Genomic DNA, 19,472 nt, shown 5'->3' on the forward strand with positions numbered 1-19,472 from the left:
GTGATAGGATGTGGAAAAAGAGGTGCGATCTTGGACCATCTGACGTTGGAGAACCCGGTTTTCGTGACCTTTGCGATTGCGTCCGCTCTGATGGTGCTCAAGATCATGGGGCAGGGCTGGATGACCGTCTTTCGCATGATGCGAAAGGATGGCGGTTTCGTCAGTCCCGAAGATCTGCGCAAGACGCCGCTGAACCCGAACCCGCGTCCCGAGCAACTGGAGATTGACGACTATGTCGATCGGTCGCGCCGGATGCATCGCAACGATCTGGAGAATATTCCCGGTTTCTGGATGGCGGGCTTTCTGATGGTCATGGTGGAACCACCCTTGTGGCTGGCGCAGGTGCTTATGTACGGTTTCGTCGCGGCGCGTGCCGCGCATGCTGTGGCCTATGCGACGAAACAGACCCACGATATCCGGGCGACGTTTTACACCATCGGATCCCTGATCGTGATCTTCATGGCGCTATATGTTCTCGGGGCATTGCTTTTCTAAAGCAGCGCCATGCGCTCGGCCCGCTCGGGATCGGGGAAGGGGCGGTAGAGGCCGAAGTCGGACCGGGCGATCAGGGCCGTTACCGCGCCATAGAGACGCTCGACCTCTTCGTCATGCTCGCCCAGCACCCGAAAGGCACGATCGAGCTGGCTCATGTCGTCAAACTCGATCTCGAGCAGGAAATCGCGGCAGCTGTCGGCGGCCAGGTTCAGCTTGCGCCGCAACAGCCGCCAGTCGTGCACCACACCGCGTGCCTTGAGATACTGCATCCAATGGTCAAGTGCCGCGGCAAAGGCCAGGGCCTTGGCCTCGTGTTTCAGGTCGATTGCGCAATGGTAGAGGTTCATGGCCGGAACGTCCTGTGTGACCGTTCGGGCCAGATTGCCGCATAAGCACTTGCCAACAGGTTAAAACGCAAAAGAAAAGGCGCGGTTTCCCGCGCCCTTTTCCATCTCGCCCGGCGTGGTTACTCTGCGCCGTCCTCTTCTTCGTCGTCGCGCTCGGCGATCCAGGCGACGCTGACGACCTCTTCACCCTTGCCGGTGTTGAAGACCCGGACACCTCCGGCACCGCGCGAGCGGAAAGAGATGCCTTTGACCGGACAGCGGATCGACTGGCCCTTGGAGGTGGCCAGCATGATCTGGTCCTCAAGCTCGACCGGGAAGGTGGCGACAATGGCGCCGCCCCGCATCGCGCCGACCCCCTGGCCACCGCGCCCGCTGACGCGGTAATCATGGGCCGAGGTCAGATTGCCGATGCCCGCGCGGTTGATGGTCACCAGCAGATCGTTGGCGGCCAGCATCTCTTGATAGCGTTCCTCGGACAGGGTGCCTTCTGCGGCTTCGCCCTCGGCGTCATCGCTGGCGTCGTCCTCGGTCACATCGTTGCCCAGTTCGCCCCGGAACCGTTTGATGAAGGCATTGCGCTCCCACGGTTCGGCGCTGAAGTGGCGGATGACGGACATGGAAACGACCTCATCGCCTTCATTCACCAGCCTAATCCCGCGCACACCGGTGGATTCACGCGAGTTGAAAACGCGTACATCGGTGGACCGGAAGCGGATCGCCCGACCCGAGTTGGTCACCAGCAACACGTCATCGTCTTCGGAGCAGATGCGCGCATTGACCAGGCGAATGGACCCGTCTTCGGGCAATTTCATCGCGATCTTGCCATTGCGGCGCACATTGGTGAAATCCGACAGCCGGTTTCGGCGCACGTCTCCGCCAGTGGTTGCAAACACGATTTGCAGGTTTTCCCATTCCTCGTCCGGCACATCGACCGGCATGATCGCGGCGATTGAAACCCCGGTCGGGATCGGCAGGATGTTGACGATGGCCTTACCCTTGCCGGTGCGCCCCGATTGCGGCAGGCGCCAGGTCTTGAGCTTGTAGACCATGCCGTCGGTGGTAAAGAACAAGAGTTGCGTATGCGTGTTGGCCACGAAGAGGGTGGTGACCACGTCCTCTTCCTTGGTCTGCATGCCGCTCAGACCCTTGCCGCCGCGTTTCTGGGCGCGGAAATCGGCCAGCGGGGTACGCTTGATATAGCCGCCCGAGGTCACGGTCACCACCATGTCCTCGCGCTCGATCAGGTCCTCGTCGTCCATATCGCCGGCCCAGTCGACGATCTCGGTGCGGCGGGGCACCGCGAATTGCTCGCGCACTTCGCGCAGCTCGTCGGCGATGATCCCCATGATCCGCTCGCGCGACCCCAGAATCTCAAGGTATTCCTTGATCTTGCCAGCAAGAACCTCAAGCTCGTCGGTAACTTCCTTGACCCCCAGTTGGGTCAGGCGCTGCAAGCGCAGGTCAAGGATGGCGCGGGCCTGCACCTCGGTCAGGTTATAGGTGCCGTCCTCGTTCATCTTGGACAGAGGATCGTCGATCAATCGCAGGTATCCGGCGATCTCGGCGGCGGGCCAGCGCCGCGTCATCAGTTTCTCGCGCGCGTCCGCGGCATCGGCAGACGAACGGATGGTGGCGACCACCTCGTCGACATTCGACACCGCAACCGCCAGGCCGCACAGGATATGGCTGCGTTCGCGCGCCTTGCGCAGCTCATAGGCGGTACGGCGGGCGACCACTTCCTCGCGGAAGTCGATGAAACAGGTGAGAAAGCGGCGCAGGGTCAGCTGTTCGGGCCGGCCGCCATTAAGCGCCAGCATGTTGCAGCCAAACGAGGTCTGCATCGGTGAGAAGCGGTAGAGCTGGTTCAGAACCACCTCGGGCGTCGCGTCGCGTTTGAGTTCCACCACCACGCGCACGCCGTTGCGGTCGCTTTCGTCCTGTACATGGGCGACGCCTTCGATACGCTTCTCGCGCACCGCCTCGGCGATCTTTTCGATCATCGCGGCCTTGTTCACCTGATAGGGGATCTCGTCCACGATGATGGCATAGCGGTCCTTCCGCAGCTCTTCGACGCGGGTCTTGGCGCGGATGATGACGCTGCCGCGCCCCTCCAGATAGGCCTTGCGCGCACCCGAGCGGCCCAGCATCACGCCTCCGGTGGGGAAATCGGGGCCCGGTACATAGTCGATCAGCTGCTCGCTGGTCAGGTCCGGATCGTCGATCAGCGCCAGGGTGGCATCCACCACCTCGCCCAGGTTGTGGGGCGGGATGTTCGTTGCCATGCCGACGGCGATGCCGCCGGCGCCGTTGACCAGCATGTTGGGGAAGCGCGCCGGCAGCACCGTGGGTTCACGGTCCTTGCCATCGTAGTTGTCCTGGAAATCGACGGTTTCCTTGTCGATATCGCTCAGCAGAAAGGCGGCGGGCTTGTCCATCCGCACTTCGGTATAACGCATGGCGGCGGGGTTATCGCCGTCCATCGAGCCGAAGTTGCCCTGACCGTCCAGAAGCGGCAGCGACATCGAGAAATCCTGCGCCATCCGCACCAGCGCGTCATAGATCGCCGAGTCGCCATGCGGGTGGTATTTACCCATCACATCGCCCACCGGACGCGCCGATTTGCGATAGGGCTTGTCATGGCCGTTGCCGGTCTCGTGCATGGCATAGAGGATTCGCCGATGCACCGGTTTCAGCCCGTCGCGCAGATCGGGGATGGCACGGCTGACGATGACCGACATCGCATAGTCGAGATACGAGGTCCGCATCTCGGATTCGATGGAAACGGTCGGCCCCACATAGGCGCTGCGCGCGATGGGGGTTTCGTCTTCGTTTTCAGGGGTTTCTGGCGTATCGCTCACGTAAACTGCCCGTTTCTTGTGCAGGTTCTATATATTGTGGGCGCATCTTAACAGACCCCGTACATAAGGTGCAATGCATAGAGCGAAATTAGGCTGGTAGCCACGGCGCCACAGTGCCAACATACTGTTTTTATGGATTTATTATTAGAATCAGGCATCCTGACTGAACCGGGGGTAACTGGAGGTTCAAAATGAGCGCAACAGAAACCGAGCTGATGCTGAAGGGGTATGGGCTGACCACGGCGGAATTCTTCTATCACATGCCGGACCATATCCATGTGCTGAATACCTTTGTCTGGCAGGATTACGACCTTGCGCCGGACCATCCCAGGCTGTTCGGCTTCATCGAGTTCTGGCAGCGCGAAATCGACGGCCCGCTGCATTCGGTGCGTTTCACTCACCGCAAGATGATTTCGCCGGGCGAGTGGCGCAACGTGGTGGGCGAGTTCCGGCTGCACTGAACCGATACTCCGCCCGACCCTCAGGCCGAGCAGCTGGCTCCGCCCAGAACGCAAAACTTGGCGCAATGGGGGTGGTTCAGCTGCACCGGGCGTTCGGCCTCGGCCAGGGTCTCGCCCAGTTCGAATTCAGGGACATAGGGCAACAGGGTGCAGGCCAGCACCACAGGATGCGCCGCACCCTTGCGTTTCACCACCATGCGCGAACTGGCGCACATAACCGTTTCAGGCGATTTGCCAAGGATTTCCCAGCAGGCAGTGGTGATCTCAGGCACTTCGACCCGTTCGTCCATCTCGGGGAACAGCACGGTCTGGCCGGGATCGGCGGCGTCAATGGAAAACCCGTGTTCGGCATAGAGCGCGGCATATCCCGCACGCGCCTCTGCCTCGCTCTCTCCCCAGACGGTGCGCCCGGCCACGGTCATTCGCGCACCGGCATCGCGCAGCCAGACCATCCCGGCCAGCGTCCTTGCGAAGCTGCCCGGCCCGCGTTCGGCGTCGTGAAATTGTGCGCTGTAATGATCGACCGAGACCCGCAGGGTCAGCCTGTCACCGAAGTCGCGCACCAGCGCCGCCACCCCCTGCCGCATCGGCTTGCGCATCATGGGGCGCATCGCATTGGTCAGGATCAGCACCTCGAACTCGCGTTCCAGCGCCGCCCGCGCCATGCCGATGATCTGGGGATTCATGAAAGGTTCACCACCGGTGAACCCGATCTCTCGTATCGGCCAACCGCGCGCCTTGATCTGGTCCAGATAACCGGTGACCTCATCGGTGGTCATATAGACCAGCGCGTCGTTTTTCGGGCTCGACAGGATATAGCAATTGGCGCATTCGATATTGCACAGGGTGCCCGTGTTGAACCACAGCGTCTCGGGTCGGCTCAGGGCCACGCTGGCCCGTTGCTGGCCGTCCGCTGTCACGAAACTGTCCTGAAACTTGCCGATATTGGCGGTCTGTTGCGCGTGATCCTTCATCAATCCTGCCTGTGCCTGCATATTGGCTTGATCTAGCAGCAATGTAGCGGGAAAAGAAAGCGGGATCAGATGGTTTGACGGGCTTGTGATGCCGGGAGAGGTTCGAATTGTTTGCGCTAACAGTGGACAGAACCCCGGCAAAACGGTAAGGAGCAGCCATGGTATCGCGCATCATCCCGGTAGAACCTTTCGATCTGGTCGTTTTTGGCGGCACCGGTGATCTTGCCCGCCGCAAGATCCTGCCGGCGCTGTTCCGGCGCTCGGTTGCGGGGCAGATGCCCGAGGGCACCCGTATCATCGGCGTCGCGCGTCAGGACATGGACGCCGAGGCCTATCGCGCCCTGATCGCGCAGGGTCTGCGCGAGCTGTGGCCCGAGGCGGTGCAATCGCCCGATGCGCTCAACCGGTTTCTGGCCCGGCTCGACTACATGGCGCTGGATGCCACCCGACCGGAGGGCTGGGACGGGCTGGCCGCGGCATTGGGGCAGGGCGTTCGTGCCTTCTATTTCTCGGTCGGGCCGGGTCTTTTTGGTGCGCTGACTGAACGGCTGCATCAGCACGGACTGGTCAGCCAGGATACCCGCATCGTGGTCGAGAAACCCTTTGGTCACGATCTGGCCAGCGCCCGTGCGCTGAACGCCACGCTGGCCGCGCATTTCCATGAACGCCAGATCTATCGGATCGACCATTACCTGGGCAAGGAGACGGTACAGAACCTGATGGCAGTGCGCTTTGGCAACATGCTGTTCGAACCGCTCTGGAACAGCCAGTATGTCGACCATATCCAGATCACCGTGGCCGAGACCGTGGGCGTTGGCGGCCGGGCCGATTACTACGACCGGGCCGGCGCCATGCGCGACATGATGCAGAATCACCTGATGCAACTGTTGTGCCTGATCGCCATGGAACCGCCGGCCAAGTTCGACCCAGACGCGGTGCGCGATGAAAAGCTCAAGGTGATCCGGGCACTGGACCCGGTAAAGCCGCACCATATCGTGCGCGGTCAATATGCGGTGCCGGTGGGCGGTGCCGGGCAGGGCTATCGCGATGAAGTGGGCGATCCGCGCTCGATCACAGAAAGCTATATCGCGCTGCGCGCCCATATCAGCAACTGGCGATGGGCGGGGACGCCGTTCTACCTGCGTACGGGCAAACGGTTGGTGGCGCGGTCCTCGGTCATCAACGTGATGTTCAAGGACGCGCCCCATTCGATCTTTGGCGAAGAGGCTGGGCGACATGCCAATGTGTTGTCGATCCGGCTGCAACCCAACGAGGGCATCACGCTGAAGGTGACGATCAAAGAGCCTGGACCGGGCGGCATGCGGCTGGTCGAGGTGCCTCTGGACATGAGTTTCGCCAAGGCGCTGGGGCCCGAGAACCAGAACCCGCCCGATGCATATGAACGGCTGATCATGGATGTGATCCGGGGCAACCAGACCCTTTTCATGCGCGGCGACGAGGTCGAGGCCGCCTGGGCCTGGACCGACCCGATCATTGCGGGCTGGCAGGCCCGTGGCGATGTGCCCAAACCCTATGATTGCGGCAGCACCGGCCCCGGCGACGCCGAGCTGCTGATGAGACGCGACGGTCGCCGCTGGCAGGGGATAAACCCATGAATATCCAAGACTATCCCGACCGCGAAATGCTCGCTATCGACCTCGCCAACCACCTGGCCGGAGAGTTGGAGGCGACACTGCTGACCCATGACCGCGCCACGCTGGCAGTGGCGGGCGGCACCACGCCCGGCCCGGTCTTCGACGTGCTCTGCGCCGCCGATCTGGACTGGCACCGAGTCATGGTGCTGCCGACCGATGAGCGCTGCGTGCCGCAGGACCATCCGCGCGCCAATGCCCGGCTGATCGCGCAGCAGTTGCTGGTCAACCGCGCCGCCAGCGCCAGCTATCTGCCGCTTTACCTGCCCGGCGCCGAGCCCGAGGATTGTCTGGCCGAGATCGAGACGCTGCTGACCCCGGCGCTGCCGCTGTCGGTACTGGTGCTGGGCATGGGCGAGGACATGCACACTGCCTCGCTCTTTCCCGGTATGCCGGGGCTTGAGGCAGCGCTGGATGGGGACGCGCCGACTCTGGCTGTCGCCCGGCCTGAAACCCAGCCCGAGGCCCGGATCACGTTGACCGCCCCGGTGCTGAACGGGGCGCTGTCAAAGCACCTGATCATCTATGGCGCCGCCAAGCGCAACGCACTTGAGCGGGCCATGTCGATGCATCCCGAAGAGGCGCCGATCGCGGCGGTTTTGGACAGTATCACTGTCCATTGGGCGGAATAGGTTTCTTCCATGTTTCAAGAGTTGAACGCGCTTCACGCTGACCGGTCGGGCCGCCGCATCCTCGATCTTTTCGCCGCGGATCCCAGCCGGGCCGAACGGTTCAGCGCCGATCTGAACGAGATGCGACTGGATTACTCCAAGACCCTGATCGACGCGGATATCCGGGCCGCGCTGATCGCGCTCTGCGAGCGGGCCGGGTTGGCCGCGCGCCGCGAGGCGATGTTCTCGGGCAAACCGATCAACGAGACCGAAGGCCGCGCGGTGTTGCATACGGCACTGCGCAATCTGGATGGCGGGCCGGTCCTTGTGGATGGCAGCGACGTGATGCCTGAAGTGCGCGCGACCCTGGCGCGGATGAGGGCCTTTACCGATGCGGTGCGAAACGGAGGGTTGAGCGGAGCAGGGGGGGCTTTTACCGATGTGGTCAATATCGGTATCGGTGGTTCCGATCTGGGACCGGCGATGGCCACGCTGGCGCTGGCACCCTATCACGACGGGCCACGCTGCCATTTCGTCTCGAACGTGGATGGGGCTCATATCGCGGATACGCTGCGGGGGCTGGATCCGACGCGCACTCTGGTGATCGTCGCCTCCAAGACCTTCACCACCATCGAGACGATGACCAATGCCCGCACTGCCCGCGACTGGATGCAGCGCGGCGGCGGCGACCCGGCACGGCAATTCGCGGCGCTCTCCAGTGCGACGGACAGAACCGCCGATTTCGGCATCCCGGACGCGCATGTCTTTGGCTTCGCCGACTGGGTCGGCGGGCGCTACTCGATGTGGGGACCGATCGGGCTGAGCCTGATGATTGCGATCGGCCCAGACGATTTCGACGCCTTTCTGCGCGGTGGGCAGGCAATGGACGACCATTTCCGCAGCACGCCCTGGCACGAGAACATGCCTGTGATGCTGGCCTTGACCGGTATCTGGCATCATCAGGTCTGCGGTTATCCCAGTCGCGCGGTGCTGCCCTATGACCAGCGGCTTGCACGTCTACCGGCCTATTTCCAGCAACTCGAAATGGAATCGAACGGCAAATCGGTTGCGATGGACGGCACCGCGCTGGATCAGGCCGCCGGTCCCATCGTCTGGGGCGAGCCGGGCACCAATGGGCAGCACGCATTCTATCAACTGATCCATCAGGGGCGTCAGGTCGTTCCTTGTGAATTCATGGTGGCCGCCCGCGGACACGAGCCGGAGCTGGACCACCACCACCGCCTCCTGCTGGCCAATTGCCTGGCCCAGTCCGAAGCGCTGATGCGGGGCCGGTCCCTGTCCGAGGCACGCGCCATCGTCGCGGGCCGGGGCTATGACGATGCCGAGCTCGACCGCCAGGCCCGTCATCGGGTGTTCGAGGGAAACCGCCCTTCGACCACGCTGATCTATCCGCAACTGACGCCCGACATGCTGGGCAGGATCGTGGCGCTTTATGAACACCGGGTGTTTGTCGAAGGCGTGATCCTTGGCATCAACTCGTTCGATCAATGGGGGGTTGAGCTGGGCAAGGAACTGGCGACCTCTCTGGGCCCCATTGTCGAGGGAGCTGAACCTGCCACCGGCAAGGATGGGTCGACCGCCGCGCTGGTGGCCTATGCTCTGCGTCATCGTGACCCCGGGCTGACGTAGGGTTCCGGCCCGTCAAACGAACACAAAGTTATTGTCACCCGGTCCGCTGCTTGGCAGGGTTCGGCATTGGGCGGGGTCGCGTCGACGCGGCCACGATGAGGATGCTTGTGACGTCGCGCCGGGGTGCGGCCGTCACGCGAAGAACAGGGAAGGAACCCGATAATGCTGGGACAGATGATGTATCAGCCGCTGCTGATCTCGTCGCTGATCGACCATGCTGCGCGCTATCATGGCGAGGCGCCGATCTGGTCGGTCAATACCGAGGGTGGGGTCGAGGAGACCAATTGGGCCGGGGTCGCGGCCAATGCCCGTTGTCTCGGTTCGGCGTTGAGCGGGGCCGGGCTGGCGCCACAGTCACGGGTGGCAACGCTCGCCTGGAACAACCGGCGGCATCTGGAGCTGTATTACGGCGTGTCCGGCGCCGGATTCGTGCTGCACACGATCAACCCGCGCCTGTTCCCCGAACAGCTGGTCTATATCCTCAACCACGCCGAGGATCGTATCCTGTTTTTCGACGCCACCTTCCTGCCTCTGGTAGAGGGGATTCGCGGCGAACTTTCCACCGTCGAACGGCTGATTCTGATGGGGCCGCGCGACGAGGCGGCTGCGGCGCGGATCGAGGGGCTGGAATTCTACGACGAATTTATCGCTACCGGGGATGCGGGTTTTGAATGGCCCGATCTGGACGAGCGCACGGCATCGAGCCTGTGCTACACCTCGGGCACCACGGGCAACCCCAAGGGTGTGCTCTATTCTCACCGTTCGACGATGCTGCACAGTTTCGGGTCGAACACCCGCGATTGCATCGGCTTTTCTGCGCGCGACGTAGTGATGCCGGTGGTGCCGATGTTCCATGTCAACGCCTGGGGCACGCCCTATGCCTGTGCCATGTCAGGCTCGTGCATGGTGCTGCCGGGGCCGGATCTGCATGGCGAGGCGCTGGTGGGGCTGATCGACCAGTATGGCGTGACCATCGCGCTGGGGGTGCCGACCATCTGGCAGGGCCTGCTGACGACAGCACGGGCCAAGGGCAGCAAGCTGGAGAGCCTTGCCCGCACGGTGATCGGCGGCGCGGCCTGTCCGCCCTCGATGATCGCCGAATTCCGCGACCGCTACGGCGTCGATACGGTGCATGCCTGGGGCATGTCCGAGATGAGCCCGCTGGGCACCACCAACCAGCCATTGGCAAAACACGCGGAACTGCCGGTCGAGGCACAGCACAAGCTGCGCGAGAACCAGGGCCGTCCGCCCTATGGGGTCGAACTGAAGATCGTCGATGACGACGGTAACCAGTTGCCCAATGACGGCCAGACCCAGGGCGACCTGATGGTACGTGGTCATTGGGTGCTGGACAGTTATTTCCAGTTGCAGGACCAGCCGATCCTGTCGGATGGCTGGTTCGCCACCGGCGATGTGGCAACGCTGGACCGCGACGGATATATGACGATCCGGGACCGATCCAAGGATATCATCAAGTCGGGCGGCGAATGGATCAGCTCGGTCGAGCTGGAGAATATCGCCGTGGCGCATCCGAAACTGGCCACCGCCGCGGTGATCGGTGTTCCGCATCCGAAATGGGACGAACGCCCGCTTCTGGTGGCGGTGAGCGCCGAGGGAGAGACGCCCGACGAGGCGGAACTGCTGGCCTTCTTCGACGGCAAGATCGCCAAATGGCAGGTGCCCGACCGCGTCGTCTTTGTGGACGCGCTGCCACTGAACGCCACCGGCAAGGTGCTGAAACGGACGCTGCGGGATCAGTTCAAGGATGTCCTGACCGGCTGAGCCGGGCGGAACCGGAAATCGGGGATTTCCGGCCCGGAAAACACATGTTTTCCGGGCTGTTTTCCGTGCCGGAAAACAGCTGCATCGGGTTCTCTGCCAGAAAGATTGGAGCGGGTAGCGGGAATCGAACCCGCACTTCAGGCTTGGGAAGCCGGCGCGCTACCACTACACCATACCCGCGCTCACCGGGTTCGAATACGCAATGGCCGGAGCCGCGTCAAGCGGTTCCGGCGCGCCGGGCCTGGAACAGGTTGATGGTGGCGGGCATGAGGATCCGGCCGTCTTCGACGTAAGGTTCGAGCGCAGTGCTGACCGCGTCGCGGATCGCGGCTTCGTCCGCCTCGGTGCCGTTGAAATGCGCCAGGACCCGCGCGGCTGGTCCCAATCGGGTGCAGAGCGCCGAGGCCCCCTCCAACCCGCCGGGCGGGGTCAGCTTAACTTCAACGGCATGGGCCTCGATATCGGCAAGACCGGCTTCGGCCATGAGGCCTGTGATCCGATCAATGTCGTGGAAGGCCAGAGGCCCCGGCGCGTTGCGGTCTGCCTTGGGCATCTGGCCCAGCCGGTCGGTGGCCGCGCGGTGGGGAATGTAGAACCAGGGGTTTCCGGCCAGCGGCCCCCAGGCGGCAAAGGTCATGCGCCCGTCGGGTTTCAGAGCATGGGCGATATTGGCGAAGGCGGCAACGTTGTCGGAAAAGAACATCATACCGAAACGTGAAATCATGGCGTCGCGCGCTGCGGGCGGAAAGGCCTCGGTCTGGGCGTCGGCGAGGGCAAAGTCCACGTTGTTCATGCCGCTGGCCCGCTCCCGGGCCCGGTCGAGGAACGGCGGCGAGATATCGACACCCAGCACATGACCCGCCGGCCCGACCGCGCGCGACGCGGCCAGGGTGACGTCACCCAGACCGCAACCGATATCCAGAACGCGCTGGCCCGGCTTCAACTCCGCGCGATCAAGCAGAAGATCGACGACCGGCGCGAAGGAGGCCGCGATCTGCTCCTCGAAGGTCAGCCATTTCATGCCCGAGGCGGATTTGCCCCAATACTCGGCCTGATCCTGGTTTGTCTCTGTCATGATACCTCCCTTTGGGAAGGTATCATGCCCTGCGGCGGCGACGGCGGCCAGACCCCTCGTCGTCACCACCCCCGGTGTTGAACGAGACCTTGGGCAGGGTCAGGACCTTGGCCAGTTCCGGGAAGGGTTCCACCGAGTTCGGGATCGCCGAGGCATTTACGAAATGCTCCTGGAACCGGCGTTCGACCGCGGTCTCGATCTTCTCGATGGCGCGCACGGTGGCCTCGATCTCGGTCCGGGCGTCAGTGTTCAACAGAGCGATCCGCGCACCGGTGCCCGCCGCGTTGCCGGCGCTGGTGACCTTGTCCAGCGGGCAATCGGGGATCATGCCCAGCACCATCGCATGTTTGGCCGAGATATGGGCGCCGAACGCCCCGGCCAGCACCACCCGGTCCACCTTGTCGACCTCCAGCTTGTCCATCAGCAGGCGGGCGCCTGAATACAGCGCCGCCTTGGCCATCTGGATGGCGCGTACATCGGGGTTGGTGACGGTGATGGTCGGGCCGCCATCGGCTGAGCCGTCCCAAAGCAGGTAGGCATTGGTGCGTCCGTCCTGAATGCAGCGGGCCGAGCCGGTCTGTTCGGCCGAGCCAATCAGGCCCGAGGCGTCCAGAATACCCGCCATGCGCATCTCGGCCACCACCTCGATGATGCCCGAGCCGCAGATGCCGGTGATGCCGGTGGTTGCGATCGCTTCGGCAAAACCTTCCTGATCGGACCAGATCTCCGAACCGATCACGCGGAAACGCGGTTCCTTGGTGATCGGGTCGATCTCGACCCGTTCGATGGCGCCGGGGGCGGCGCGCTGGCCGCTGGAGATCTGTGCGCCTTCAAAGGCCGGGCCGGTGGGCGAGGAGCAGGCCAGCACCTTGTCCTTGTTGCCCAGCAGGATCTCGGCATTGGTGCCCACATCGACCACCAGCACCAGATCCTCGGACTTGTCGGGCGCCTCGGACAGGGCCACGGCGGCGGCATCGGCGCCCACATGGCCCGCGATACAGGGCAGGATATAGACCCGCGCGGCGGGGTGGATGTTCAGATCCAGTTCCCAGGCCCGCAGCGACAGCGCGTCCGAGGTGGCCAGCGCAAAGGGCGCCTGGCCCAGTTCGAACGGGTCTATCCCCAGGAACAGGTGATGCATGACCGGGTTGCAGACAAACACCGCATCCACGATCAGCGCCTTGTCGATCCCAGCCTCGGCGGCGATCTGGGTGAACAGCGCGTTCATCCCCTCGCGCACCGCACGGGTCATCTCCTGGTCGCCGCCCTTGTTCATCATCGAATAGCTGACCCGGCTCATCAGATCTTCGCCAAAGCGGATCTGCGGGTTCATGATGCCCGACGAGGCCACAACCTCGCCGCTGTGCAGGTCGCACAGATGCGCGGCGATGGTGGTCGATCCGAGATCGACCGCCAGCCCATAGACGGTGCCGTCGTAATAACCGGGCCAGATATGCATGATCTTGGGCGGGTGGCTGGCATCGCCCAGATGCACCGCCACGGTGACTTTCCAGCCGCCTTTGCGCAGCACCGGCTGCAACTGGTGCAGGATATGCAGGTCGGTCTGCACGCCGGTCAGCTGCCATTGCTCGGAAAGCGCCGCGATCAGGCGTTCCATGTCGCCGGTTGGCTTGTGCATGTCGGGTTCTTCGACCTCGACATAGAACAGCCGGGTCGAAGGGTTCATGGTGATCTTTCGCGCCTCGGCCCGCTTGCGCACCACCTGGCGGTGGACCTGGCTTTCAGGCGGCACGTCGATCACCACATCGCCCTGTACAGTGGCCTGACAACCCAGCCGGCGCCCGTCGATCAGCCCGCGCTTGTCCTTGTAGCGCTGCTCGACCGCGTTCCATTCGCTAAGTGCGCCGTCACGCACGGTGACGCCATGTTTGGGGAATTCACCATAGGACGGGGTGATCTGGCATTTAGAACAGATGCCGCGCCCGCCGCAGACCGAATCGAGATCGACCCCCAACTGCCGCGCCGCAGTCAGAATGGGAGTGCCGACGGGAAAGTGCCCGCGCTTGCCCGAGGGGGTGAATACGACGAGGGGATCGCTGCTCATGACTTTTGCCTTCCGGAGTACCGATTGTGCGCGACAATATTGTGTTTTGAGCGGACGGAAAGGCGACGGGCGGCATTTTCCTGTCCGGTGGCGGCATTTGCCGCAAAAAGATGTGGACTGGATGTGGGTTCAGTGGGCTGCGTCCCGGTCGAGCCAGTCCAGAATCGCGGCCCGATCCGCATCCAGATCCGGCGCCGGGGCGCGGGTGGTCGGGTCGGGCAAGTCGGTCATCTTGATCGGGTTGCCGGCGGCGGTATAGGCCGGGCTGCCGTCTGGTCCCAGCACATCCACCACCATGTTGCGGGCGCGGATCTGCGGGTCCTGCAACACCTCGGCCACATTCTGGATCGGGCCGGTGGGCACGCCTGCGCGGGTCAGCGTCTCGATCCAATACGCCTTGGGCTGGTCGAGGGTCACCGCCTCGATCAGACGTTTCAACAGGCGCGCGTTCTGACAGCGGGCCGGGTTGGTGGCAAAGCGCGGATCTTCCGTCAGCGGTAGCGCAAGCGCGTCGCAGAGGCGGGCAAAAAGGCCGTCATTGCCGGCGGCGATGACGAAAAGCCCGTCCTCGGCGTGAAAGGTTTCGAACGGGGTGATCGAGGGATGCCGCGCGCCCGAGGGTCGCGGCGGTTCGCCCGTGACGCTGGTAATCGCAATCGCATGTTCCAACAGCGCCAGCTGGCTGTCGAGCATCGCCACGTCGATCTTTTGTCCTGCGCCGCCGCGTTCCACCTGCAACAGGGCGGCCATCACCCCCTGCACCAGATACATGCCCGCCACGATATCGCCGATCGAGGCGCCGACGCGCACCGGTTCGCGGTCACGCTCGCCGGTGATCGACATCACGCCGCCGCGCGCCTGTACCACCATGTCATAGGCTGGGCGCTGCGCCTCGGGGCCGGTATGGCCAAAGCCCGAGACGGCGCCATATATCAGCTTTGGAAAGCGTTCATGCAGCGCCTCCCAGCCGTAACCCAGCCGCTCCATCACGCCGGGGCGGTAGTTTTCCAGAAGGATATCGGCCCGCGCCAGCAACCGGTCGAAAATGGCCCGGTCCTCGGGCGCCTTGAGGTCCAGCGCGATGCTTTCCTTGCCATGGTTGATGGTGGCGAAATAGGCGCTCTTGCCGTCTTTGAAGGGGGGAAAGGCGCGGGTGTCGTCGCCCTGTCCGGGGCGTTCGACCTTGATCACGCGGGCACCCAGATCGGCCAGTGTCATGCTGGCAAATGGCCCCGCCAGAACATGGGTCAGGTCCAGGACAAGGGTTCCGCTGAGGGGGCCGGACATGGGCGTTTCCTTTCTCAATTCGCGCGTGTTGCAGGGTTAGCGCGCCCGCGTGACGATGCCTTGACACAGATCAGGGTCGGGCGCGTCCGTTTTCTGCGCGCTGGCCCTTTTACCCGGTGGATAACTGTGCCATAGGGTCACCGCCAAACGGGATTATGCATGGGGACCGCAAATGCAGATTCGTGAGGCTCTCACCTTTGACGATGTTCTACTGGTTCCGGCGGCCTCGTCGGTGCTGCCGTCGACCGCCGACACCAGAACCCGCGTGACGCGCGAGATCAAGCTGAACATACCGCTTCTGAGTTCGGCCATGGACACGGTGACCGAGGCGCGCATGGCCATTGCCATGGCCCAGGCCGGTGGCATGGGCGTGATCCACAAGAACCTGAGCGTGGATGAGCAGGCACGCGAAGTGCGCCGGGTCAAACGGTTCGAGAGCGGCATTGTCTACAACCCCGTCACCCTGCGCCCGGATCAGACCATTGCTGATGCCAAGTCCTTGGTGGAGCGCTATAATTTCACCGGCTTCCCGGTCACGGACGACCGTGGCCATATCGTCGGCATCGTCACCAACCGTGACATGCGCTTTGCCACCAGCGATGACATGCCGGTCAGCGCGGTGATGACCACAAACGACCTAGCGATGCTGGCCGAACCTGCCGATCTGGACGAGGCCAAAAGCCTGATGCGCGCGCGCCGGATCGAGAAACTGCTGGTGCATGACGGGCAGGGGCGGCTGACCGGCCTGCTGACGCTGAAAGACACCGAACAGGCGGTGCTGAACCCGACCGCCTGCAAGGACCATCTGGGCCGTCTGCGGGTGGCGGCGGCCAGCTCGGTCGGCGACAGCGGCTTTGCCCGCTCCGAGGCGCTGATCGACGCGGGCGTCGATATCGTGGTGGTCGACACCGCGCATGGGCATTCGGCGGGTGTGATCGACGCGGTGCGCCGGATCAAGCAACAGTCGAACATGGTACAGGTGATCGCGGGCAACGTCGCCACGGCAGACGCCACCAAGGCGCTGATCGACGCCGGTGCGGATGCGGTCAAGGTGGGCATCGGGCCGGGCTCGATCTGTACCACTCGGATGGTGGCCGGTGTCGGCGTGCCGCAGCTGACCGCGATCATGGATTGCGCCCAGGCGGCGGGCGACGTGCCTGTGATCGCTGATGGCGGTATCAAGTTCTCGGGCGATTTCGCCAAGGCGATCGCGGCGGGCGCATCCTGTGCCATGGTCGGTTCGATGATCGCGGGCACCGATGAAAGCCCGGGAGAAGTCATTCTGTATCAAGGGCGTAGCTTCAAAAGCTATCGTGGCATGGGCAGCCTTGGCGCCATGGCGCGCGGCTCGGCCGACCGCTATTTCCAGAAGGACGCGGCCAGCGACAAGTTGGTGCCCGAAGGGATCGAGGGGCAGGTACCCTACAAGGGTTCGGCCAGTGCGGTGATCCACCAGCTGGTGGGCGGGTTGCGTGCCGCGATGGGCTATACCGGCTGCGCCACCGTGGGTGAGATGCGCCAGAACTGCCAGTTCGTGAAGATCACCGGCGCGGGGCTCAAGGAAAGCCATGTGCACGACGTGCAGATCACCCGCGAAAGCCCGAACTACCGGATCGGATGATGGATCCGGTGGACAGCGTCCGCAGCGGCCCCTGGCGGGTCGACTGTCTGGTCGATGGCGGCATGACCTTTAGCACAGATGTGTTTGCCAATGTCGCCCCCGCCCGGCAGGCCGAGTTGCTGGGCGCGGCGGGCCTGAGCGCGGCAGTGACCGAGTTCAACGCCTATCTGATGCGCCATGACGATGGTCGCATCTGGCTGGTCGATACCGGTTGCGGCACCATTTGCGGGCCCGAGGGTGGACAATTGCCCACGCTTCTGGCCCAGGCCGGACTCGCGCCGGGCGATATCAGCCGGTTGATCCTGACCCATCTGCATGCCGATCATTGCGGCGGGCTCCTGGGGCCGGGCGCGGCGCTGTTTTCCGATGCCGAGATCCTGCTGCATCCCGCTGAGGCTGCGCATTGGCGCGACACAGAGGCTCCCGGTGCCCAGGTGCTAACGGCCTGCGCCGACCGCCTCCGGCTGGTCGGCTCGGATGCGGATCTGGGTGCGGATGTCCGGGTCTGGGCCTTGCCGGGGCACACGCCCGGTCATTTCGGTCTGCGGATCGGCGACGATCTGGTGCTGGCCGGTGACATCGTGCATTCCGAGGCGCTGCAATTGCCCGATCCAGCAAACGCCACCCAATTCGACGTGGACCCGGCGCAGGCCCTCGCCAGCCGGAGCGCGGCACTGGCAGAGATTGCCGAGCGCAACCTCGTCTGGTCGGGCAGTCACCTGATCGGTGCCAAATTCGCTCGGTTAGATCGCGCTGGTGACGGCTTTGCGAAACTGGAGACCTGAGAGATGACCCCCGCCGCCCGGCTTCAGGCCGCGATCGAGGTTCTGGACGAGATCCTGGCCGGCAAGCCCGCCGAACAGGCGTTGACCGGCTGGGCGCGGCGCTCACGGTTTGCCGGGTCCAAGGATCGCGCGGCGCTGCGTGACCATGTGTTCGACGCGCTGCGCGCCCGACGCTCCTTCGCGGCGCGTGGCGGGGCCAAGACCGGGCGCGGCCTGATCCTGGGCCTGTGCCGGGCGCAGGGCTTGGCGGTTGCGGATCTGTTTACCGGTATAGGCCATGCACCCGCGCCGCTGACACCCGAGGAACAGGCCGGTGGACGCGACCCCGCGCCGGGGGCCGAAGCGGCGGATATACCCGACTGGCTCTGGCCCCGGTTCCAGGCCAGCCTGGGCGCACAGGCGCAACAGGCGGGCGAAGTCATGCAGAGCCGCGCTCCGGTGCATCTGCGGGTCAATACCGCCCGCACCGACCGCGCCAGCGCCATCGCGGCATTGGCAGGTGAGGGGATCATCGCCCAGCCGCATCCCGCCTGCGAAACCGCGCTGGAAGTGACCGAAGGCGCCCGTGGTATCGCCCGCTCGACCGCCTATCTGGACGGGTTGGTCGAGTTGCAGGATGCCGCCAGCCAGGCCATCGTGGCTACGCTGCCGCTGGCACCGGGCATGCGCGTGCTTGACTATTGCGCCGGGGGCGGGGGCAAGACGTTGGCGCTGGCGGCGGTTCCGGGGATCGAGGTGTTCGCCCATGACGCCGCCCCGCAGCGCATGCGCGACCTGCCGACGCGCGCGGCCCGGGCCGGTGCGACGGTGCGCCTGCTCGATACTGACGAGGCGACAAATGCGGCGCCTTTCGACCTGGTGCTGGCCGATGCGCCCTGTTCGGGCAGCGGCTCTTGGCGCAGGGCGCCTGCTGGCAAGTGGGACCTGACCGAAGAGAAATTCACCGCCTTACTGACGGTGCAGCGCGAGATCCTGCATCGCGCCGCTGCGCTGACCGCGCCGGGCGGGGTACTCGCCTATGCCACCTGCTCGATGCTGATCGAGGAAAACGAAGGAGCGGTCGATGCGTTCCTGCGAGCGGGGGGCTGGCAGGTGGTCAAAAGCCAGCGCTGGAACGTGTTGTCGGGGACGGATGGATTTTATCTTACACTCTTGACGAGATTGCAGTTCGAGCTTTAGCAACTATAGGTATAGTTGGGGCGTAAAGATTTTGGTCGTGTTAAAGCCGGCTTAACTCTTGATGGGTGACAAAGTCCTGACGACTCAGATGCCGGAGCCGGAATGTGACCGAATTCACCGCCTCGATCTCACCTGCGCAGAACAACCCGCGCAGTACCCGCGCGCGGGTGGCGGCGATGCTGCTGCTGGCGCTGGCGGCCTTTGGTGCGGCGGTGTTCTGGGACCTGTCTGGTTTCGTGCAAAAGGCGCTGTTCGCCGCGGGGGGCTCCTCGATCCTGGTTACCGGATTGCTGCTCTACCAAAGCAGCCATGCCCGTGGGGTCGAAGGACAGATGCGCCAGATGTTGGCGGGGTTTATCGATAAGGACGCAACTCCCAGCTTTGTCACCGATGAAGAGGGAGCCATTCAGGCGCGAAATGCCGCGGCCTCAATCCGGTTTTCGGGCGCCAGCGATGAAACGCTTGCTGCAACGCTGCGGTCGATCTTTGGCAACCCCTCGGCGGTGCTGTACCGGTTGCAGTGCAGGGCGCGGGTCGACGGCAACGCACGTGAGGACGTGGTGACCCGGCGCGGCCATATCCGCCTGTCGGTGCATGTGCTGGGCGACGTTGGATTTCTTTGGCGGGTCG

General features: G+C 63.9%; 15 protein-coding genes, 1 tRNA gene and 1 pseudogene. 10 read left to right on the plus strand and 7 right to left on the minus strand.

All coding sequences use genetic code 11. The features are described 5' to 3' along the window. The first annotated feature begins 30 nt into the window (after nucleotides 1-30). A complete protein-coding gene (locus tag AC2FL1_RS06670; protein WP_496876371.1) occupies nucleotides 31-495 on the plus strand; it encodes an MAPEG family protein in 465 nt (154 codons plus the stop codon). On the opposite strand, the gene AC2FL1_RS06675 is transcribed toward AC2FL1_RS06670, so the two are convergent. Beyond that, nucleotides 492-842 carry a DUF6614 family protein gene (locus AC2FL1_RS06675; protein ID WP_496876372.1) on the minus strand — a complete coding sequence of 117 codons (351 nt, stop codon included), beginning with the start codon at nucleotides 840-842 and terminating at the stop codon, nucleotides 492-494. The two genes, AC2FL1_RS06670 and AC2FL1_RS06675, sit on opposite strands and share 4 nt — an antisense overlap. Before the next feature lie 119 nt (nucleotides 843-961). Then, nucleotides 962-3,700 (minus strand): DNA gyrase subunit A, encoded by a 2,739-nt coding sequence (gyrA, locus tag AC2FL1_RS06680; RefSeq protein WP_496876373.1) that lies wholly within the window; start codon nucleotides 3,698-3,700, stop codon nucleotides 962-964. Between the two features lie 191 nt (nucleotides 3,701-3,891). Between gyrA and AC2FL1_RS06685 the strand changes: the two genes are divergently transcribed. Continuing rightward, a complete protein-coding gene (locus AC2FL1_RS06685; protein ID WP_496823699.1) occupies nucleotides 3,892-4,161 on the plus strand; it encodes an usg protein in 270 nt (89 codons plus the stop codon). A 20-nt stretch (nucleotides 4,162-4,181) separates the two neighbouring features. Here AC2FL1_RS06685 and AC2FL1_RS06690 read toward each other — a convergent pair whose 3' ends face one another. After that, nucleotides 4,182-5,135 (minus strand): radical SAM protein, encoded by a 954-nt coding sequence (locus AC2FL1_RS06690; protein WP_496876374.1) that lies wholly within the window; start codon nucleotides 5,133-5,135, stop codon nucleotides 4,182-4,184. 158 nt (nucleotides 5,136-5,293) lie between these two features. Here AC2FL1_RS06690 and zwf point away from each other — a divergent pair, with 158 nt between their 5' ends. The 4 genes from zwf (at nucleotide 5,294) to dmdB (ending at nucleotide 10,830) form a co-directional block, all read left to right on the plus strand. Beyond that, on the plus strand, nucleotides 5,294-6,751 hold the full coding sequence (zwf, locus tag AC2FL1_RS06695; RefSeq protein ID WP_496876375.1) for a glucose-6-phosphate dehydrogenase: 1,458 nt from the start codon (nucleotides 5,294-5,296) through the stop codon (nucleotides 6,749-6,751). After that, nucleotides 6,748-7,419 (plus strand): 6-phosphogluconolactonase, encoded by a 672-nt coding sequence (gene pgl / locus AC2FL1_RS06700; protein WP_496876376.1) that lies wholly within the window; start codon nucleotides 6,748-6,750, stop codon nucleotides 7,417-7,419. The genes zwf and pgl overlap by 4 nt, the downstream gene beginning before the upstream one ends. A 9-nt stretch (nucleotides 7,420-7,428) precedes the next feature. Beyond that, nucleotides 7,429-9,048 carry a glucose-6-phosphate isomerase gene (pgi, locus tag AC2FL1_RS06705; RefSeq protein ID WP_496876377.1) on the plus strand — a complete coding sequence of 540 codons (1,620 nt, stop codon included), beginning with the start codon at nucleotides 7,429-7,431 and terminating at the stop codon, nucleotides 9,046-9,048. Between the two features lie 162 nt (nucleotides 9,049-9,210). Beyond that, a complete protein-coding gene (gene dmdB / locus AC2FL1_RS06710) occupies nucleotides 9,211-10,830 on the plus strand; it encodes a 3-methylmercaptopropionyl-CoA ligase (RefSeq protein WP_496823689.1) in 1,620 nt (539 codons plus the stop codon). 106 nt (nucleotides 10,831-10,936) lie between these two features. Here the strand turns inward: dmdB and AC2FL1_RS06715 are convergent. From AC2FL1_RS06715 to AC2FL1_RS06730, 4 genes are all read right to left on the minus strand, one after another. Further along, nucleotides 10,937-11,010, minus strand: a tRNA-Gly gene (locus AC2FL1_RS06715). A 37-nt stretch (nucleotides 11,011-11,047) separates the two neighbouring features. Continuing rightward, nucleotides 11,048-11,905: a class I SAM-dependent methyltransferase gene (locus AC2FL1_RS06720; protein WP_496876378.1), complete on the minus strand. Its 858-nt coding sequence runs from the start codon at nucleotides 11,903-11,905 to the stop codon at nucleotides 11,048-11,050. A 22-nt stretch (nucleotides 11,906-11,927) separates the two neighbouring features. Continuing rightward, nucleotides 11,928-13,970, minus strand: a complete 2,043-nt coding sequence (locus AC2FL1_RS06725; RefSeq protein WP_496876379.1) for an ASKHA domain-containing protein — start codon at nucleotides 13,968-13,970, stop codon at nucleotides 11,928-11,930. Nucleotides 13,971-14,099: 129 nt separating this feature from the next. Beyond that, nucleotides 14,100-15,257, minus strand: coding sequence for a CaiB/BaiF CoA transferase family protein (locus AC2FL1_RS06730; RefSeq protein ID WP_496876380.1), 1,158 nt, complete (start codon nucleotides 15,255-15,257; stop codon nucleotides 14,100-14,102). 172 nt (nucleotides 15,258-15,429) lie between these two features. On the opposite strand from AC2FL1_RS06730, the gene guaB reads away from it, so the two are divergent. The 4 genes and pseudogenes from guaB to AC2FL1_RS06750 form a co-directional block, all read left to right on the plus strand. Continuing rightward, a complete protein-coding gene (gene guaB, locus AC2FL1_RS06735; protein WP_496876381.1) occupies nucleotides 15,430-16,878 on the plus strand; it encodes an IMP dehydrogenase in 1,449 nt (482 codons plus the stop codon). After that, a complete protein-coding gene (locus AC2FL1_RS06740; RefSeq protein WP_496876382.1) occupies nucleotides 16,878-17,663 on the plus strand; it encodes an MBL fold metallo-hydrolase in 786 nt (261 codons plus the stop codon). The genes guaB and AC2FL1_RS06740 overlap by 1 nt, the downstream gene beginning before the upstream one ends. A 3-nt stretch (nucleotides 17,664-17,666) precedes the next feature. Then, nucleotides 17,667-18,842: an RsmB/NOP family class I SAM-dependent RNA methyltransferase gene (locus AC2FL1_RS06745; protein WP_496876383.1), complete on the plus strand. Its 1,176-nt coding sequence runs from the start codon at nucleotides 17,667-17,669 to the stop codon at nucleotides 18,840-18,842. Between the two features lie 104 nt (nucleotides 18,843-18,946). Next, nucleotides 18,947-19,472: pseudogene (locus AC2FL1_RS06750) on the plus strand (hybrid sensor histidine kinase/response regulator); the annotation flags it as partial.

The sequence above is a fragment of the Ruegeria sp. YKSF070 genome, assembly GCF_059612725.1.

Coding starts and splice junctions, on each gene's coding strand:
- AC2FL1_RS06675 (WP_496876372.1), bottom strand. CDS start 842: ATGAACCTCTACCATTGCGCAATCGACCTGAAACACGAGGCCAAGGCC.
- AC2FL1_RS06685 (WP_496823699.1), top strand. CDS start 3,892: ATGAGCGCAACAGAAACCGAGCTGATGCTGAAGGGGTATGGGCTGACC.
- AC2FL1_RS06690 (WP_496876374.1), bottom strand. CDS start 5,135: ATGAAGGATCACGCGCAACAGACCGCCAATATCGGCAAGTTTCAGGAC.
- zwf (WP_496876375.1), top strand. CDS start 5,294: ATGGTATCGCGCATCATCCCGGTAGAACCTTTCGATCTGGTCGTTTTT.
- pgl (WP_496876376.1), top strand. CDS start 6,748: ATGAATATCCAAGACTATCCCGACCGCGAAATGCTCGCTATCGACCTC.
- pgi (WP_496876377.1), top strand. CDS start 7,429: ATGTTTCAAGAGTTGAACGCGCTTCACGCTGACCGGTCGGGCCGCCGC.
- dmdB (WP_496823689.1), top strand. CDS start 9,211: ATGCTGGGACAGATGATGTATCAGCCGCTGCTGATCTCGTCGCTGATC.
- AC2FL1_RS06720 (WP_496876378.1), bottom strand. CDS start 11,905: ATGACAGAGACAAACCAGGATCAGGCCGAGTATTGGGGCAAATCCGCC.
- AC2FL1_RS06725 (WP_496876379.1), bottom strand. CDS start 13,970: ATGAGCAGCGATCCCCTCGTCGTATTCACCCCCTCGGGCAAGCGCGGG.
- AC2FL1_RS06730 (WP_496876380.1), bottom strand. CDS start 15,257: ATGTCCGGCCCCCTCAGCGGAACCCTTGTCCTGGACCTGACCCATGTT.
- guaB (WP_496876381.1), top strand. CDS start 15,430: ATGCAGATTCGTGAGGCTCTCACCTTTGACGATGTTCTACTGGTTCCG.
- AC2FL1_RS06740 (WP_496876382.1), top strand. CDS start 16,878: ATGGATCCGGTGGACAGCGTCCGCAGCGGCCCCTGGCGGGTCGACTGT.
- AC2FL1_RS06745 (WP_496876383.1), top strand. CDS start 17,667: ATGACCCCCGCCGCCCGGCTTCAGGCCGCGATCGAGGTTCTGGACGAG.